Source organism: Pseudorhizobium halotolerans, from assembly GCF_902153235.2.
GTDB lineage: Bacteria > Pseudomonadota > Alphaproteobacteria > Rhizobiales > Rhizobiaceae > Neorhizobium > Neorhizobium flavum.
This window is the reverse complement of the sequence record NZ_CABFWE030000011.1, coordinates 148,841-166,656: the sequence shown is the minus strand read 5'-3', so window position 1 is coordinate 166,656 and position 17,816 is coordinate 148,841. Positions and strand designations below refer to the sequence as shown.

Here is a 17,816-nt window from a genome sequence, read left to right as displayed (position 1 = left end):
TTCTCCTCAGCCGATCCTGGTTGTGCGGGGAAGGCAGAGCAGGCGGTCGCCGGTTGTCAGGATGACGTCGACTCCGCGCGGGAAGATCGAGCGATTCCCCTTCCAGATTTCGTCGAAAACATCCGGGAGGCCCGCGACGCTGACGGTCCGCTGCTCCTTGATGCCGGGCCCGCTGAGAACGAGCTCGCTGCCTTTGCCGATCGATGAAACTTCGATCACGATGGTTGCCGAGCGGTCGGGATATTCCTGCGTCCCGGATGCAAAGAGGTCGAAGGAATAGAGCCCGGAGGCTGCCTGAAGGAAAACGAACCTTGCCTCGCTTTTCTCCTGCGCGAGAAGAGCACCGGTGTGGAAGCCGATCCAGTCGGCTACGCCTGATTTGGCAAAGTAGGGCTGGAGCCAGATGGGGGTATCCGCGTCGCATAACGCAAGTGCAACCGCCCCCGCAGCCTTCCCAAGGGGCGACGGTTGTCCGATCTTGGTAGTGATCGATTGAACCACCCCCGGACGGGCCATCCCGTCCATCAGCGAGCGGAACACGGCTTGTGAATCGAACACCGGGGCGGAGAAGCCGCCGGACAGCGCCTGGACGTTCATGCTCATCAATCGTCTCCGCGGACCATGGTGAAGAAGTCGACGCGCGTCGCCGCCGTCTCTTCCGCCTTCTGCCGATCTTGCTGCGCGATCCGTACCTCGATCGGGCCGAGGATTTCCGCCTCGACAAAGGCACGTGTCTGATCTTCCTGCCAAAGGGCATCGAAGATCGCTGCCATGCGGACCTTCGCCTTGTCCGTACCAAGGGCATGGGCATGGCCGGCAGTGCCGGAGGCGAGCAAGACGGTGGCTCGCGTGACAGTCGCCTCGCCGAGGTTGAAGGGGTCGCCGCCGCCTCCGATCCGGCCCCGGACCATTACCAGTCCCGTTTCCGGCCCGCGGACCGGGTCGACCTCCGGCTTCTCGGCAATCTTTTGCCAGGCGGCGTTCAGTTCATCGAAGGTTGCGCGAGCAAGCAGTGCAGCGGTTCGCTGGCGGCCCTGGCGCGGCCCATCCGAAATGTCGGTCGAGGGGTCTGTCATCATCTTCCCATCAAATGTCTATTGTTATAGACAACCATACAAGTTACTCTACAGCTAACGGCAGGATGTAACAAGAGTATGACGATGGCGGCGGGATCTCAGGTTCAACGGCAGAGCGGCGTGGCCCTGTGGCGGCAAATCGCCGATCGCATCCGTGCATCCATTGCAAACGGCGAATATGACGAGACGGGGAGGGTGCCGCCGGAGATCGTCCTGGCGACGCAATTCGGCGTCAACCGCCACACGGTGCGCAGTGCACTGGCGGCACTCGCCCAGGAAGGCATCGTCCGAGCTGTTCAGGGATTGGGTACGATCATTGAGCGAAAGGAACGGTTGAATTTTCCGATCTCGCGCCGGACGCGGTTCATAGAAGGTCTTGGTGCACAGGCGAGGGAGACGGAAGGACTGCTGCTGGAAAGTGGTGCGGAGCCCGCGTCGGAAGATCTGGCGCAAAGGCTCCGGCTTGCAGAAGGTGCGCCGCTCATCCGGCTTGAGACCTTGCGCAAGGCGGATGGCCGGCCGGTTTCCCGGGCGACGGCCTGGTTTCCGGCGTCACGCTTCGCCGGGATCGACGAAGCCTATCGCAACAGCGGTTCCATCACGGCAGCGCTGGACGCCCTAGGACTACCCGACTACCTGCGCGTCACGACCGAGATCACCGCAAGCCATGCGGATCGTTTCGACATGGAAGACCTCGGTCTGTCGGCAGGGGCAGTCCTGCTGGTGACGCGGTCACTGAACGCGGACACGAAAGGGACCCACATCCAGGATGCAGTCAGCCGCTTCCCCGCCGATCGGGTTCAGTTCACGATCGAGAACTGAACAACATTCGCCGGACCCGTACCGGCTCAGTGCGCGCCGGACATGTCCCCGAGGATTTGCTTCGAGGCCACGGTCGAATCCGCATTGAGCCTGTAGACCATCGGCACCCCCGTCGCGAGGTTCAGCTTCAGGATCTCTTCCTTGCTCAGCCGGTCGAGGACCATGACCAGCGCTCTCAGCGAGTTTCCATGGGCCGCGACAAGGACCGTTTCGCCGCGCAGGACGCGGGGCAGGATCTCAGTCATGTAATAGGGCCAGACGCGCGCGCCCGTATCCCGAAGGCTCTCGCCGCCTGGCGGCGGGATATCATAGGAGCGGCGCCAGATATGCACCTGCTCCTCGCCCCACTTCTTGCGGGCATCATCCTTGTTCAGGCCGGAGAGATCGCCATAGTCACGCTCATTGAGCGCCTCGTCGCGGATCGTCTCGAGGTCCGGCTGGCCGACCTTGTCGAGGACGATCCTGAGCGTGTCCTGGGCGCGCTTGAGTACCGAGGTGAAGGCAATATCGAACTTCAGCCCCGCATCCGCCAGCGCCTGACCGCCGATCTCCGCCTCCTGGATGCCGAGCTCCGTCAGGTCCGGATCGCGCCAGCCGGTGAAGAGGTTCTTCAGGTTCCATTCGCTCTGGCCGTGGCGAACAAGGACTAGGGTACCGCTCATGAAGTAAATTCCTCCGGATCGTCAGTTGTTGAGCCCGAGCACGTCGAGCATGTCGTATAGGCCGGGCTTGCGGTCACGGCCCCAAAGCGCTGCCGTCACTGCGCCGCGTGCGAAGATGGAGCGGTCGAGGGCGTTGTGCGAGAGCGTGACCAGTTCGCCTTCACCGGCAAACAGGACGGAATGGTCGCCGACGACGGAGCCACCGCGCAGCGTGGCGAAGCCGATCGTGCCGGCCTCCCGTGCACCCGTATGGCCGTCGCGGACCTTGACTGCATTGGGCAGCATCTCGATCCCACGCCCCTGCGCAGCAGCCTGACCCAGCAGCAATGCGGTTCCCGAGGGGGCATCGACCTTGTGCTTGTGATGCATTTCGAGCACTTCGATGTCCCACTGGGCGGGATCGAGCGCGCGCGCAGCCTTTTCCACGAGTACGCCGAGCAGGTTCACACCAAGGCTCATATTGCCGGACTTGATGATGCGCGCATGGCGGGCCGCAGCCCTGATCTTCTCCTCGTCGCCCGAAGAACACCCGGTTGTACCTATGACGTGGACGATCCGCGCCTGTGCCGCGAGCCCAGCGAACGCCACCGATGCGGCCGGGCTGGTGAAATCAAGGACGCCGTCGGCATCGACGAAAGCCTGCAGCGGATCGACGGTCATGGGAACGCCCAGATTGCCGACGCCGGCGATCTCGCCTGCATCCTTCCCGACCAAGGGTGAGCCCTCTCGCTCGATAGCAGCATGGAGCACGGCGCCGCCGGTTTCATGGATGACCCTGATCAGCGTCTGGCCCATGCGTCCGGCCGCGCCCACCACCACGAGTTTCATCGGATTGTCGCTCATGCCGGCAATGCTTTCATCTTTATGGGCTTGTATCCGGAGATTGCAGATTGTTGAGGCGAGCGTAGAGACCGTCCTCACGCTGTGCAAGGGTCTCGTGGGTCCCCTCCTCGACAGCCCGTCCCTCGTGCATGACGATGATCTTGTCGGCATTGACCACCGTCGACAGCCGGTGGGCGATCACGATCACGGTGCGGCCGCTCATCGCGGTCTCGAGAGCTTTCTGAACAGCCGCTTCGGATTCGTTGTCGAGGGCGGACGTCGCCTCGTCGAGCAGCAGGATCGGTGCATTGCGAACCAGCGCGCGAGCAATCGACAGGCGCTGGCGCTGACCTCCGGAGAGCGTCACCCCGTTTTCCCCGACGGGCGTCTCGTAGCCGAAGGGCTGGGCGAGGATGAAGTCGTGCGCGAAGGCGAGCCTGGCTGCCTCCTCGACCTCCGCATCGGTGGCCTCGGGGCGGCCGTACCGGATGTTGTCGCGGATCGTTCCCTCGAACAGATAGGGTTGCTGCGACACGTATGCGATGTGCTGGCGCAGCGACATCTTGGTGACGTCGGTAATGTCCTGCCCGTCGATCAGGATGCATCCTTCCGAAGGATCGTAGAAGCGCGGAATGAGATTGATGATCGTCGACTTGCCGGCGCCGGAGGGCCCGACCAACGCGGTCGTCTTGCCCCCGTCGGCCACAAGGTCGACGCCGCGGAGGACCGGGTCGCCGCTCGCATAGGCGAACGAGACGCCGCGGAACTCGATCCTCGCCTCTGTGACCTTGAGGTCCTTGGCGTCCGGCTTTTCCCGTTGCTGCGGCTGCAGATCGAGAAGGGCGTAGATCATCCGCGCATTGACCACCGCCCGCTCCAGGTGCACCTGCAGCTTTGCCAGCCGGCGGGCTGGATCATAGGCCATCAGCAGCGCCGTGACAAAAGCGAAGAACGCGCCTGGCGGCACGCCGTCATAGATCGACCGGAAGGCGGCATAGGCCAGCACGCTGGAGATGGCGAACCCGGCAAAGGTCTCGGTAAGAGGTGCCGTGCGCTCCGTAAGCCGGGCAATCCGGTTGGCACGGTTTTCGGCCTGGCTGATCAGTTTCTCGACCTTGTCTCCGAGCTCCTTCTCCATGGTGAAGGCCTTGACGATGGAAATGCCCTGGATTGTCTCCTGCATGGCGCCGAGCACGTGGCTGTTCAGCTCCACGGATTCGCGCGTCGCACTCCGCAATCGGCGCGATACGTAGCGAAGGGCGAGGATGAGCGGTGGCGCGACGACGAATACGATCAGCGACAGGATGGGATCCTTGCTGATCATCACGCCGATCAGCGCGATCAGCGTCAGGAGATCGCGCGCGGTCGAGGTAACGGTGAGATTGAGGACGTCGCGGACGCCATTGACGTTCTGGCTGATCTGCGCGGCAAGATGCGCTGACCGGGCCTCGCTGAAGAAGCCGACCGACAACCCCATGAGATGGCTGTAGAGCCGGCGCTGGTAGCGCGCCACGATATTGTTGCCGATCTTCGAAAGTGTCACCGACTGGCCATAGGTGGCAAGTCCGCGCAGGACGAATGCCACGAAGATCGCACCGCAGATGAGCCAGACAATGTCGGCGCGCTGATTGGCGAACGCCTCGTTGACCACCGCCTCCATAATCCAGGCAGTGAACGCCGTCGTCGCTGCCACGACCACCAGGCAGAAGATCGCAAAGGCGTAGCCCTTCACGTGGTCACGGCCGTTCTCCGCAATCACGCGCTTGAGCACGCTTGTCACGGTGCCGGAATCGAGATGCGGCTTCTTGTCTTTCGCTGAGCCCAACAGGCGCTTTCCCGTGTGTGAACGGCCAAGGGCCAGTGGCCCTTGGCGGGTCTATAGCGAGCGAGGGCCGGCTTGGCTAGTGCGGGTGGGCTGCGGGCAAGGAAGGAACGGTCAACGCTGCCAGCGCCGGCCTTGTGTCGAAATCCCGTAGGCCGCAGGTGTTCGCGCATAGCTCCCTAGGCCGGCGAGCGCTGCCAGCGGATGGGTGACGACGAAGGTCGGGATGTGGCGCATCAGCTCTGAATGCGGCGCCTTGTCTTCGAAGGCCGCACGAAATTCCGGTTGCTTGAGCGCCGGAATGATCTTCTGGGAGATACCACCAGCCAGATAGACGCCGCCCTTGGCCATGAAGACTAATGCAAGGTCGCCTGCCAGTCTTCCGAGGTAGGTCGAAAACAGCGAAACCGTCTCCATCGCCTGGCGGTTGCTGCCGGACTGCCAGCCTGCGGTGACGTCCGAGGGAAGAGCGAGTGTCGGCGGGACCCTGTCGGCCGCGCAGACAGCACGGTAGATGTTTACCAGGCCGCGACCACAGAGCAGTTGCTCCGCCGAAATGCGTCCCTCAATGGGTTCCAGATGCGGAAAAATGTCGAAGTCGCGCGGCGATCGGGGGCCAATATCGACATGGCCGCCTTCGCCCGGCACGGGAAACCAGGTGTCGCGGGCGTGAACCAGCCCGGCGACGCCAAGCCCGGTTCCAGGGCCGAGTACCACGCGCGATGCCGTCAGGGCCGTGGACGAAGGTCCGATGACATCGCGATAGTCTTCCGTCAGGCATGCCACCGCCAGCGCCTGCGCCTCGAAATCGTTGAGCACCAGGATATCGTCGAAGCCGAGTTCGGCGATCAGGGAACTCGGCCTGACGACCCAGTCGCAGTTGGTTAGGTCGATCTCGTTACCCTCGATCGGGCCCGCAACCGCCAGAATGGCAGAGCGGGGTCGCACGGCAGTCTTCTCCAGCACGTCCTGGCGGATTGCCTCGTCGATCGTTCCGTAGTCGGCCGTCTGCACGTTCGGAAACCGGATCGGTTCGGCGTCCTCGTCGACCAGAATGGAAAAGCGGGCATTGGTGCCGCCGATGTCACCGAGCAGGATCGGGAAGGGCAGGCGCTCGTTCTCGGTGGCGTGGTGCATGCTTGCGTCCATCTATTGGAAGTCGATCAGTTTTTCCGCGGTCGCGCGATTGAGCGCCATGGGAATATCGTAGACCGTCGCCAGCCGCGTCAGTGCCTTGACATCGACGTCGTGCGGCAGGGCGGTAAGCGGATCGATGAAGAAGAGCAGCATGTCGACCTCGCCAGTGGCGATCATCGCCCCGATCTGCTGGTCGCCGCCCAGGGGACCGCTCTTCAGCCGGGTGACGTCAAGGCCGGGGCAGGCATCCTGGACCCTACCGCCCGTTGTTCCCGTCGCAATGATCCGGAAGCGGGACAACGCGTCCTGGTGCTGCCGCGCGAACTCCGCCATGTCGTCCTTCTTCTCGTCATGTGCGATCAGCGCGATGCAACCGGCCACGGTCTGCTCCCCCTGCAGAGCTTAAATCGATTTACATGGCTTCTACAGTGACTGCCGGCTATTGGAAAGCCCGCCTACGGGAAGGGTCGCGGCTGCGGCATCGGCCCATGGTCCGGAAGCACGGTGCCGTTGATGATGGCTTCGATGTCCTGAACCGGCGCCGCCACCGCCATGGGCGCGGAATAAGCGGCCATGCCCGATCCCAGGACGGCCTCTTCCGCGGGCCGGGCCGGCGCGGCGAGAACGGCGGCGCAGGCCTTCGGTAGATCCGAAAGGATCACCGGCCTTGGCTTGACTGGCTTCTTGTTTGGATCCTTCTTGGGTTTCGCCCAGGGCTCGTCAGTGAACCACCAGGCAAGCGACTTGTCGCAGCCGTCGCCGCTCGGAACCCGGGCCTGCGGCTTGCAGCCAGCTGCGCCCGTCGGGCAATGGATGCGGATGTGAAAATGCTCGTCATGGCCATAGACAGGCCGCACCTTGCCGAGCAGGGACCGGTCGCCACGCCAGGTGTCGCAGAGCTTCCTCTTGATGGCGGGGTTGACGAAGACGCGCTCCACCTGCGGATAGCTCGCAGCCTGCATGACCACCCGTGCGTGGGTGTCGGTCCAGCGCCTGGAATCGACGGTTAGGAACTTGCTCTTGTCGAGCATGGAGGTGAACGGAAGATCCTCGCGCTGCTGCGGCGAAAGCGGCTGCGGGGGCTTCGGCGTGAACCAGATATCCGCGTCGAGGCCGATCTGGTGCGAGGCGTGCCCGAACAGCATCGGGCCTCCGCGTGGTTGCGAGATGTCGCCCACCAGGATCCCAGTCCCCCAGCCGAGGCTCGCCGCATCGCGGGAGAAGCGTTCGAGGAGGGTGATCATCTGAGGGTGGCCCCAGCGGCGGTTGCGGGAAAGGCGCATCGCCTGCCAGGTGGGCCCGTCGGTCGGGATGGCGACCGCGCCTGCTATACATCCCTTGGCATAGGAGCCATGGGGAGCGGGCTCGGTACGGCTCGGCAGCTTTGCTCCTCCGAACAGCTCCTTTGCCGGCGTCTCGGCCACCGCCTGGCCGGCGACCAGGAGAAGTCCCGCTCCTGCCGCCAGGAGCCGGGTCATGAATCGTGTCGTGCTGTGCATGCCTGCCGTCGTCCCCGCAAATCACTTCACCCGAATCTAGCGTGAAAGACGATTTTGTTGAAACGGAGATGCAGGATCGCGTCGAGCGATAATGCGGATGTGAGCGCTCTACGCCTGTATTTTGCCGCGCTTTGCCCTATGCTCCCGGTCAACAAGAACACAAAAGGGATTCCGCATGTTGGCTCGCCGGTTCGCTACCCTGATTTTCTCGTTGGCATTCGCGTCATCAACCCTCTCCGCAGGAGCGCTCGCGCAGGAGCCGGATCGTCGTTGGCAGCATGGTATCGCCACGGTAGGCGAACTGAAGTACCCGGAAGGCTTCCCGCATTTCGACTACGTCAACGCGGAGGCGCCAAAGGGGGGCGCGCTGCGCCTAGCTGTGGAGGGGAGCTACGACACGCTCAACCCGCTGCTGGCGCGCGGCGAGCCGGCCGCCGGCATCGGGCATGTCTACGAGCCCCTGCTCGTTACCGCAGATGATGAACTCAATTCCATGTACGGACTGCTGGCGGAGTCCCTGAGCTATCCCGCGGACTATTCCTCGGTTACCTTCCGCTTGAGGGCCGAGGCGAAGTGGGCCGACGGAAACCCGGTCACGCCGGAAGACGTCATCTTCAGCTTCGAGAACGCAAAGAAGAACGTCCCCCAGATGGAGTTCTACTATCGCCATGTAGTGAAGGCGGAAAAGACGGGGGAGCGCGAAGTCACATTCAGCTTCGACGAGCCGAACAACCGCGAACTGCCCCAGATCGTTGGCCAGTTAACGATCGTGCCGAAGCACTGGTGGGAGGGCACCGGCCCGAACGGCCAGCCACGCGATATCACCCGCACGTCGCTTGAGGCTCCGATCGGTTCGGGTCCTTACAAGGTGGCCTCCGTGACACCAGGCTCCGTCGTTTCCTACGAATTGCGCGACGACTACTGGGGCAGCAAGCTCAACGTCAATGTCGGCCAGCACAACTTCGGCACCATCACCTACCGCTATTATGCCGACCGCGACGTGATGTTTGAATCCTTCCGCTCGGGCAACGAGGACTATTGGTGGGAGAATACCGCCCGCCGCTGGGCGACTGCCTATGATTTCCCGGCGGTGAAGGATGGCCGCGTCAAGCTCGAGGAGCACGAGAACGAGCTTCGCAAGGTCGGTGTCATGGTCGGCTTCGTCTTCAACACGCGCCGTGAGAAGTTCTCGGATCCGCGGGTGCGTGAGGCGCTCAACTACGCCTTCGATTTCGAGGAATTGCGGCGCACCATCTTCTACGACTCCTACGACCGCGTCGACAGCTTCTTCTTCCGCACGGAGCTTGCTTCGTCCGGCTTGCCGGAGGGACGGGAACTGGAAATCCTGAACGAGGTGAAGGACCTCGTCCCGGCCAAGGTCTTCACGACGCCCTACGAGAACCCGGTGAATGGTGATCCGCAGAAGTTGCGTGAGAACCTGCGGAAGGCCGTGAACCTCTTGCGCGAAGCAGGGTATGAGCTTCGAGGCAACCGTATGGTCAACGCCAAGACGGGCGAGCCCTTGAGCTTCGAGATCATGCTCGGCGGGCCGACCATTGAGCCTGTCGCGCTGGCATTCTCGCGAAACCTGAAGATGATCGGCGTCGAAGCCACGGTCCGTAGCGTCGAGCAGTCGCAGTTTACCAACCGCTGGCGTTCGCGGGATTTCGACGTCATGTACAATGCCTGGAGCCAGAGCATGAACCCAGGCAACGAACAGGCCGAGTATTGGGGTTCCGACGCCGCGAAGCGCGAAGGGTCGCAGAACTACAGCGGCATCAGCGATCCGGGCGTCGACGCTCTCATCCGCAAGGTGATCTTCGCCAAGGACCGCGATGAGCAGATTGCCGCCGTGCGGGCCCTCGACCGGGTTCTGCTCGCGCATCATATCATTGTGCCGAGCTACAGCTCGAAGACATCGCGCATCGCCTATTGGGCCACGATCGCACACCCGGAAGAACTGCCGGAGTATTCCCTGGGCTTTCCGGCGATCTGGTGGTCCACCAGAGCCGCGAACTAGCCTCCCGCCGGGCACTGTGGCATCACTAGTCGTGCGAATCACCAAACATGCGGCCCTGGCCGTGAAGGAAGGACGATATCGGTTGACGCTGACCATGCCGAGCGCTCGTGCTCCCGCCGTCTCCGGAGCTAGCTGCTGATGGGTGCCTATATCCTTCGACGCCTGCTGCTGATGATCCCGACCATGATCGGCATCATGGGCATCTCCTTCCTGGTGGTGCAGTTTGCGCCGGGCGGCCCTGTCGAACAGGTGATCGCGCAGTTGACCGGTCAGGGGGACAGCGCCTCCGACAGGCTCTCCGGTGGCGGAGATCTTCTGGGCTCCCAGGGCGGCGGTTTTGAGGACAATTCGCGCTATCGCGGGGCGCAGGGACTGGATCCGGAGTTCATAGCCAAGCTCGAGCAGCAGTTCGGCTTCGACAAGCCGCCGCTCACCCGCTTCCTCGACATGATGTGGGACTATATCCGCTTCGATTTCGGCGAGAGCTTCTTCCGCAACGCTTCGGTGATGGATCTGATCATCGACAAGCTGCCGGTCTCCATCTCGCTCGGCTTCTGGATCCTCATCATCTCCTATCTGATCTCGATCCCGCTCGGGATCCGAAAGGCGGTCAAGGACGGGTCCGCCTTCGACATCTGGACGTCAGGGATCATCATCGTCGGCTACGCAGTCCCGAGCTTCCTTTTCGGCATCCTGCTGATCGTCCTGTTTGCCGGAGGCTCCTTCTTCGACTGGTTCCCGTTGCGCGGGCTGGTGTCGGAGAATTTCGCGCAGCTTACCTGGTGGGAAAAGATCATCGACTACTTCTGGCACCTGACATTGCCGCTGATCGCCCTTTCGCTGTCGGCCTTCGCGACGACGACGCTGCTGACCAAGAACTCCTTCCTGGACGAGATACGCAAGCAGTACGTCGTCACCGCGCGCGCCAAGGGCCTTCCGGAGCGGCGCGTTCTCTACGGACACGTCTTCCGCAACGCCATGCTGATCGTCATCGCGGGCTTTCCCGGTGCCTTCATCTCCGCCTTCTTCACCGGCTCGCTCTTGATCGAGAACATCTTCTCGCTCGATGGCCTGGGCCGCCTCGGCTACCTCGCCATCGTCAACCGTGATTATCCGATAGTCTTCGGCACGCTCTACATCTTCTCGCTCATGGGCCTCGTCGTCAGCCTTGTCTCCGACCTGATCTACACCTGGATCGACCCGCGGATCGATTTCGAGCGGAGGGATGTGTGATGGAGGCGCCCGCGACCATGCCGGCCGCAACGTCGCGCCCGCGACGCGATTGGCTGTCGCCTACCAATCGCCGCCGTCTGCAGAACTTCAAGGCGAACGGGCGCGGCTACTGGTCCTTCTGGATCTTCATGGTGATCTTCACTCTCAGCCTGTTTGCGGAGTTCATCGCGAATGACCGGCCGATTGTAGCGTCCTACAAGGGCGAGATACTGTTTCCGGTGCTGGTGGACTATCCGGAAGAAAAGTTCGGTGGCTTCCTCGCCACCACCGACTACCGGTCCTCCTTCATTGCCGACGAGATCGAGGCGAATGGCTGGATGATCTGGCCGCCGATCCGCTATTCCTACCAGACGGTCAATTCCAACATCCCGCATTCTGCTCCCACGGCGCCCTTCTGGTTGATGGAAGAGGAGCAGCGTTGTGCGGGCTATCCGCTCGGACCGGAGGACCCGGCCTGCATCCTCGGCAATCTCAACTGGCTCGGCACCGACGATCAGGCTCGGGACGTCACCGCCCGCATCATCTATGGCTTCCGCGTCTCGGTTCTCTTCGGCCTGGCTCTGACCATCGCCTCCGCCGTGATCGGCGTGACGGCCGGCGCCATCCAGGGCTATTTCGGGGGCTGGACAGACCTTTTGTTCCAGCGCTTCATCGAGATATGGTCGTCGATGCCGGTCCTCTACATCCTGCTGATCATCGCCGCGATCCTGCCTCCCGGCTTCTTCGTCCTGCTCGGGATCATGCTGCTCTTCTCCTGGGTCGGCTTTGTCGGCATTGTCCGCGCCGAATTCCTGAGGGCGCGAAACTTCGAATATGTGAACGCGGCGCGCGCACTCGGTGTCGGCAACTGGACCATCATGTTCCGCCACCTGCTTCCCAACGCCATGGTCGCGACGCTGACCTTCCTGCCCTTCATTCTCTCGGGATCGATCGCAACCCTGACCTCGCTGGACTTCCTCGGCTTCGGCATGCCGCCTGGCTCGCCCTCGCTCGGGGAGATGATCGCCCAGGGCAAGAACAACCTGCAGGCACCGTGGCTGGGGCTCACCGCCTTCTTCACCATGTCGATCATGCTGTCCCTGCTGATCTTCATCGGCGAGGCGATCCGCGACGCCTTCGATCCGCGCAAGACCTTCCGGTGAACCGATGACCGAACCTCTTCTCTCCGTTCGCGATCTGTCGGTTGCCTTTCACCAGGGGAAGGAGACGTCGCGCGCAGTGGACGGGGTCTCCTTCGACATCATGCCGGGCGAGGTCGTCGCTCTGGTCGGTGAATCGGGCTCCGGAAAGTCCGTCACGGCCAATTCGATCCTGCGCCTCTTGCCCTATCCGGCCGCCAGCCATCCCTCCGGAGAGATATTCTTTGGCGGGCATGACCTGTTGAAGACCTCCGATCAGATGTTGAGGCAGGTGCGCGGCAACGACATCACGATGATCTTCCAGGAGCCGATGACGTCGCTCAATCCGCTTCACACGATCGAGAAGCAGATCGGCGAGATCCTCGATCTCCACCAGGGATTGACCGGTCAGGCGGCGAGGGCGCGCATCCTGGAATTGTTGAACCAGGTCGGCATCCGCGAGCCTGAGAAGCGGCTGCAGGCTTATCCGCACCAGCTATCCGGCGGCCAGCGGCAGCGTGTGATGATCGCCATGGCACTCGCCAACCGACCGAAGCTCCTGGTCGCGGATGAACCGACGACGGCGCTCGACGTCACGGTTCAGGCGCAGATCCTCGAACTCCTGAGCCGGCTGAAGGGCGAGCACGGCATGTCCATGCTCTTCATTACCCATGATCTCGGCATCGTCCGCAAGTTCGCGGACCGCGTCTGTGTGATGACCGGGGGGAGGATTGTCGAAACCGGCAATGTCGAGGACGTGTTCACACACCCGCAGCACGAGTACACGCGCCACCTCTTGGCGTCCGAACCCCGGGGCGAACCGCCGGTGGCGGACCCCACCAAGCCGATCGTGATGGAAGGGCAGGATGTCCGTGTCTGGTTCCCGATCAAGGCGGGCCTGATGCGGCGGGTCGTGGACCACGTCAAGGCGGTCGACGGCGTCAGCCTGTCGCTGCGGGCCGGCGAAACGCTGGGCGTGGTGGGGGAATCCGGATCGGGCAAGACGACGCTCGGCCTCGCGCTGGCGCGCCTGATCTCGTCGAAGGGCAGGATCGCCTTCATAGGCAATGACATCGGCAACTACTCGTTCAAGCAGATGCGGCCGCTGCGTGATCGCCTCCAGGTCGTCTTCCAGGATCCCTACGGATCGCTCAGCCCGCGCATGTCCGTGGGGGAAATCATCGCGGAGGGGCTTAAGGTCCATGAGCCGTCGCTCTCCCCGGAGGAGCGCGACGAACGGGTGCGCTGGGCCCTGACCGAGGTCGGGCTCGATCCGGACACCCGCTGGCGCTACCCCCACGAGTTCTCCGGCGGGCAGCGGCAGCGCATCGCCATTGCTCGAGCCATGGTGCTGAAGCCACGTTTCGTGATGCTGGACGAGCCGACTTCAGCGCTCGACATGACGGTGCAGGCGCAGGTGGTCGACCTTCTGCGCGACCTGCAGAAGAAGCACGAACTCGCCTACCTCTTCATCAGCCATGACCTGAAGGTCGTGAAGGCGCTCGCCAACCATGTCATGGTGATGCGCGGTGGCAAGGTGGTCGAGGAGGGGCCGTCGGAGCAGATTTTCCAGGCGCCTCAGCAGGACTATACCAGGGCGCTGATGGCCGCGGCCTTTGATCTCAGGGCGGTCGACACGGCTGCCATCAGTCAGTAGTGCGACGAGGATTCCATGTCATCTTCCAAACCGGCTGTCGCCATCGATCTGAAATTCGAGCGCCGCGAAATCGACGCCGCCCTCAGCCACGCCTTGCCGGGGCGTAAGGTAATGCTGGCGGCCGACAAGCATCAGGATCTGTCGTCGGCGCAATACGCAGTCGTATGGAAGTCCGATCGCGACCTGTTTCTCCGGGCGCCCAATCTCCAGGTGCTGTTCTCCGGCGGCGCCGGCGTTGATCACATCCTCACCATACCTGATCTGCCTCCGCTCACCATTGTCCGCTTCGTCGACGAGAGCCTCACCACCCGCATGAGCGAGTGGGTGGTGCTGCAATGCCTCAGCCATCTGCGCCAGGCTCCGGCCTATCGGAGGCAGCAAGGCGAGCATTTGTGGCGCGAACTGCCGCAGCCGGAGGCGAAAGATGTCACGGTCGGGATCATGGGCCTTGGGGTGCTCGGGCGGGATTCGGCAGCAAAGCTGAAGATGATGGGCTTCAATGTGATCGGCTGGTCGAGAACGGCGAAAGACATCGAGGGGATCGAAACCTTCGACAGGTCCGGGCTCGACGATTTCCTGTCGAGAACGGATATCCTGGTCGGGCTTCTTCCCCTGACGCCGGATACCCGAGCAGTCTTCGACGCAAGCCTGTTTCACAAGCTTCGCCGGGATGGCGCACTTGGCGGTCCGGTGTTCATCAATGCCGGGCGGGGCGGAAGCCAGGTGGAGCGAGACCTGCTGGAAGCCCTCGGCGACGGGACGCTACGGGGCGCCTCGCTGGACGTCTTCGAGGTCGAGCCGCTACCGGCGGACAGCCCATTCTGGAACCTGGAGAACGTCATCATCACGCCGCACGCCGCCTCTGCGACCGATGTGCGAGCACTCCTGCGTCACGTCGAGCAGCAGATCGACCGCTATGAGGCGAACCAGCCGATGCAGCATATCGTCGACCGCACCGTCGGCTATTGACCCGACGGAACTTCGCTGGGCGCAGATCGTTCCCCTGCCAACAGATCGGCCGAGACCGGCTGTGCAGAGGAGCGACATCAGATGAATACCCGATTTGATCCCAATGACCCCGGTACCGGCAGCAGGCGTCCGGGTAGCACCGAAAAGCCGTTGAGCGGCACCGAGGCGCGGCAGGGGCGCGCGGGTTTCCCGGTCCTGAAGGTACTGATCGCCGGCATCGTTCTCGTCATGATCGCCTGGGGCGTTGCCGAGATCTGGGGCCAGTCGACCGAGCCACCTGCAGAACAGACGGCGACGCCGCCTGCCGGAGACACGGCGCCCGCCACGCAGGATGCACAGCCGTCCGCGAATCCGGCGGCTGCTCCGCCGGCCGCCAACGCACCGGCCAACTGACGACAATTCCATTCTGATACCTTCGGCCGCGACCTGCCGCGGCCGAATTGGCGTGTGGACTTGCCCGACATTTTTCCCTAAGTCTTGCGACCCGGAGGCGGTTCGCGGACTGGCCTTCGTTCCGATGAGTCGAGCCGGCCCTCCTGGGCCAAGGCAGGACAGGCATGACGAAGACCGATATCGCCACCCGGGTTTACAATCACACCTGGAAGCTCGACCCGATCATTCGCAGCCTGATCGATACCGATTTCTACAAGCTCTTGATGCTGCAGATGATCTGGAAGCTCTATCCGGACGTCGACGCGACCTTCTCCCTTATCAACCGGACGAAGACGGTACGCCTGGCGGAGGAGATCGACGAGGGGGAACTGCGTGAGCAGCTGGACCACGCGCGCAGCCTCCACCTGTCGAAGAAGGAGATGATCTGGCTTGCCGGTAACACCTTCTATGGACGCAAGCAGATCTTCGAGCCGGAGTTCCTGAACTGGCTCGCGACCTTCCAGCTGCCGGAATACGAACTCTCAAAGCGCGACGGCCAGTATGAGCTGAACTTCCACGGCCGCTGGATGGAAACCACGATGTGGGAGATCCCGGCGCTCGCCATCATCAACGAGTTGCGCTCTCGCGCAGCCATGCGGCACATGGGCCCCTTTGCTCTCGACGTGCTCTATGCGCGGGCCAAGGCCAAGATGTGGGAGAAGGTCGAGCGTCTGCGGGCGCTCCCGGGGCTGCGGATATCCGATTTCGGGACGCGCCGGCGTCATAGTTTCCTTTGGCAGCGCTGGTGCGTGGAGGCCCTGAAGGAAGGGATCGGTGCCGGCTTCACCGGCACCAGCAACGTGCTCCTCGCCATGGATTCCGACCTGGAAGCGGTGGGAACCAATGCCCACGAACTCCCCATGGTAATGGCAGCCCTAGCTGATTCGGACGAGGAACTGCGGGCTGCGCCCTACAAGGTCCTGAAGGACTGGAACCGGCTCTATGGTGGCAACCTGCTCATCGTCCTGCCAGACGCCTTCGGAACCGCGGCCTTCCTGCGAGATGCGCCGGAATGGGTTGCGGACTGGACGGGGTTTCGACCCGACAGCGCACCGCCCATCGAGGGCGGAGAGAAGATCATCGACTGGTGGCAGCGCATGGGACGAGATCCGAGAAGCAAGCTTCTGATTTTTTCGGATGGACTGGATGTCGATGCGATCATCGACACCTACCGCCATTTCGAGGGTCGGGTTCGGATGAGCTTCGGCTGGGGTACCAACCTCACCAATGACTTTGCCGGCTGCGCCCCTCAATATGTGGAGAGCCTGAAGCCGATCTCGCTTGTCTGCAAGGTGAGCGAGGCGAACGGCCGTCCCGCCGTCAAGCTGTCCGACAACCCGCGCAAGGCGACCGGCGATCCGGCGGAGGTGGAGCGTTATCTTCGCTTCTTCGGTGCCCAGGATCGCGTCGATCAGGTCGTGCTGGTCTGACAAGATCTAAAAAAGAGCCCCGCCGGTGAGCGGGGCTCTAGATCAACATTCTGATGCCAGGATTACTGAATGACCTGCACTACCGTGCGGGTCTGCGGATCGACGATCACGCGTTGCTCGTTCACCACGGCATAAGCGTAAGTCTCATGCTCGGGCACCGGCGTCAGGACGACGGTCTCGGGCAGGGGCTTGCCGACGACGATTTCCTCTTCAACGACGACACGTGCCGAAGGAGCAGGCTGCGTCTCGACGTAGCGGATGACTTCCTGCGGCGGCGGGTCGATGGCCGTACCCAGGGCTGCACCGGCAATTCCGCCGACGGCAGCACCGACAGGCCCGCCGATGATGGCGCCGGTTACGGCCCCACCGGCTGCACCGCTGGCGGTTCCTTCCTGGGCGGAGGCGCCGGTTGCGAACATGGCTGCGAGAATAGCGCTAGAAGCAATGAGGATCTTTTTCATGTCTTTCTCCTTTCGTTGCCCTTCCGCGCAGAAGAACCCCCAGGGAGGAAGCTTGTTCCGGTTTTTCTTATAACCGTTCTTAAACTGACGTCATTTTTCGCGAGGCCTTGGCTCGGCCGTCAGTGCAAAGTCTCGCCGCTGATTTCTTCCTGCAATATCGCAAGCGCCTCCTCCAGCGCCTCGACGAGAACATCCGTCAACGTGTCGAGGTCGTTGTCTTCTAGGAAGAGGCTGAGCATTTGTTCGGAAATGGCGCCCGGAAGGTCGAGATCGTGAGACATGTTCATTGCCCTCTTTGGAACCCGTTCATCGGGCCACCAAAGCTATGCCCGCCCTTCCTTGCGCGGGCCTAGTCACGCCGCGCCATTCCTGGCCCGACATAGCCGGCCTTGACCCAAGAGCCACGAAAATGGGCCTGATGCCTGAACTAGAGCAAATGATCTCGTTGGGGAGTGGCGGACAGAGAGGGATTCGAACCCTCGATACGGTTTCCCGTATACACGCGTTCCAGGCGTGCGCCTTCAACCACTCGGCCACCTGTCCTTGGAGTAAGGGCTGCCTGCGCAGGCGCGAAGCAGCGGTCGGGCGCGATATATAACGAGGATTTCGCGTCGATCAACCGGAATTTGCGTGCCCACCCCAGAAGGCGCTCTGAG

18 protein-coding genes and 1 tRNA gene are annotated in these 17,816 nt (G+C 62.7%); 8 read left to right on the top strand and 11 right to left on the bottom strand.

Annotated elements, in window-relative coordinates; translation table 11 throughout:
• Positions 1–6: 6 nt before the first annotated feature.
• Together phnH and phnG are read right to left on the bottom strand one after the other, a co-directional pair.
• Entirely contained in the window at positions 7–603 is a 597-nt protein-coding gene (gene phnH / locus FN060_RS16185; RefSeq protein ID WP_142588993.1) for a phosphonate C-P lyase system protein PhnH, read from the bottom strand.
• Positions 603–1,079 carry a phosphonate C-P lyase system protein PhnG gene (gene phnG / locus FN060_RS16180; protein WP_142588992.1) on the bottom strand — a complete coding sequence of 159 codons (477 nt, stop codon included), beginning with the start codon at positions 1,077–1,079 and terminating at the stop codon, positions 603–605. Before phnG ends, phnH begins: the two co-directional genes overlap by 1 nt.
• Before the next feature lie 81 nt (positions 1,080–1,160).
• Here phnG and phnF point away from each other — a divergent pair, with 81 nt between their 5' ends.
• Positions 1,161–1,898, top strand: a complete 738-nt coding sequence (gene phnF / locus FN060_RS16175; protein WP_142588991.1) for a phosphonate metabolism transcriptional regulator PhnF — start codon at positions 1,161–1,163, stop codon at positions 1,896–1,898.
• Positions 1,899–1,924: 26 nt separating this feature from the next.
• Here phnF and FN060_RS16170 read toward each other — a convergent pair whose 3' ends face one another.
• From FN060_RS16170 to mepA, 6 genes are all read right to left on the bottom strand, one after another.
• On the bottom strand, positions 1,925–2,560 hold the full coding sequence (locus tag FN060_RS16170) for a 2,3-bisphosphoglycerate-dependent phosphoglycerate mutase (RefSeq protein ID WP_052641219.1): 636 nt from the start codon (positions 2,558–2,560) through the stop codon (positions 1,925–1,927).
• 21 nt (positions 2,561–2,581) lie between these two features.
• Positions 2,582–3,403 (bottom strand): 4-hydroxy-tetrahydrodipicolinate reductase, encoded by an 822-nt coding sequence (dapB, locus tag FN060_RS16165; RefSeq protein ID WP_142588990.1) that lies wholly within the window; start codon positions 3,401–3,403, stop codon positions 2,582–2,584.
• Positions 3,404–3,422: 19 nt separating this feature from the next.
• Positions 3,423–5,207, bottom strand: a complete 1,785-nt coding sequence (locus FN060_RS16160) for an ABC transporter ATP-binding protein (RefSeq protein WP_142588989.1) — start codon at positions 5,205–5,207, stop codon at positions 3,423–3,425.
• A gap of 111 nt (positions 5,208–5,318) precedes the next feature.
• A complete protein-coding gene (locus tag FN060_RS16155) occupies positions 5,319–6,341 on the bottom strand; it encodes a glucokinase (RefSeq protein ID WP_142588988.1) in 1,023 nt (340 codons plus the stop codon).
• Positions 6,342–6,353: 12 nt separating this feature from the next.
• On the bottom strand, positions 6,354–6,722 hold the full coding sequence (locus FN060_RS16150; RefSeq protein ID WP_425312183.1) for a methylglyoxal synthase: 369 nt from the start codon (positions 6,720–6,722) through the stop codon (positions 6,354–6,356).
• A gap of 74 nt (positions 6,723–6,796) precedes the next feature.
• On the bottom strand, positions 6,797–7,819 hold the full coding sequence (gene mepA / locus FN060_RS16145) for a penicillin-insensitive murein endopeptidase (protein ID WP_244665834.1): 1,023 nt from the start codon (positions 7,817–7,819) through the stop codon (positions 6,797–6,799).
• 196 nt (positions 7,820–8,015) lie between these two features.
• Between mepA and FN060_RS16140 the strand changes: the two genes are divergently transcribed.
• The 7 genes from FN060_RS16140 (at position 8,016) to pncB (ending at position 16,699) form a co-directional block, all read left to right on the top strand.
• Positions 8,016–9,860 carry an extracellular solute-binding protein gene (locus FN060_RS16140; RefSeq protein ID WP_142588985.1) on the top strand — a complete coding sequence of 615 codons (1,845 nt, stop codon included), beginning with the start codon at positions 8,016–8,018 and terminating at the stop codon, positions 9,858–9,860.
• A gap of 138 nt (positions 9,861–9,998) precedes the next feature.
• Positions 9,999–11,093, top strand: coding sequence for a microcin C ABC transporter permease YejB (locus tag FN060_RS16135; protein ID WP_142588984.1), 1,095 nt, complete (start codon positions 9,999–10,001; stop codon positions 11,091–11,093).
• Positions 11,093–12,235, top strand: coding sequence for an ABC transporter permease (locus tag FN060_RS16130; protein WP_413037885.1), 1,143 nt, complete (start codon positions 11,093–11,095; stop codon positions 12,233–12,235). The genes FN060_RS16135 and FN060_RS16130 overlap by 1 nt, the downstream gene beginning before the upstream one ends.
• A gap of 4 nt (positions 12,236–12,239) precedes the next feature.
• Positions 12,240–13,868 carry an ABC transporter ATP-binding protein gene (locus FN060_RS16125; RefSeq protein WP_142588983.1) on the top strand — a complete coding sequence of 543 codons (1,629 nt, stop codon included), beginning with the start codon at positions 12,240–12,242 and terminating at the stop codon, positions 13,866–13,868.
• 15 nt (positions 13,869–13,883) lie between these two features.
• Entirely contained in the window at positions 13,884–14,837 is a 954-nt protein-coding gene (locus tag FN060_RS16120; RefSeq protein WP_142588982.1) for a 2-hydroxyacid dehydrogenase, read from the top strand.
• 81 nt (positions 14,838–14,918) lie between these two features.
• The gene (locus FN060_RS16115; protein ID WP_142588981.1) at positions 14,919–15,230 is read left to right on the top strand and encodes a hypothetical protein; all 312 of its coding nucleotides are present in this window, start codon (positions 14,919–14,921) and stop codon (positions 15,228–15,230) included.
• A gap of 164 nt (positions 15,231–15,394) precedes the next feature.
• Positions 15,395–16,699, top strand: a complete 1,305-nt coding sequence (pncB, locus tag FN060_RS16110) for a nicotinate phosphoribosyltransferase (protein ID WP_142588980.1) — start codon at positions 15,395–15,397, stop codon at positions 16,697–16,699.
• A 62-nt stretch (positions 16,700–16,761) separates the two neighbouring features.
• Here the strand turns inward: pncB and FN060_RS16105 are convergent, their stop codons facing one another.
• From FN060_RS16105 to FN060_RS16095, 3 genes are all read right to left on the bottom strand, one after another.
• Complete coding sequence (locus tag FN060_RS16105) at positions 16,762–17,160, bottom strand: DUF1236 domain-containing protein (protein ID WP_077548551.1); 399 nt, start codon at positions 17,158–17,160, stop codon at positions 16,762–16,764.
• A 119-nt stretch (positions 17,161–17,279) separates the two neighbouring features.
• A complete protein-coding gene (locus FN060_RS16100) occupies positions 17,280–17,441 on the bottom strand; it encodes a hypothetical protein (protein WP_183949751.1) in 162 nt (53 codons plus the stop codon).
• Between the two features lie 172 nt (positions 17,442–17,613).
• A tRNA-Ser gene (locus FN060_RS16095) sits at positions 17,614–17,703 on the bottom strand.
• Between the last annotated feature and the right edge of the window lie 113 nt (positions 17,704–17,816).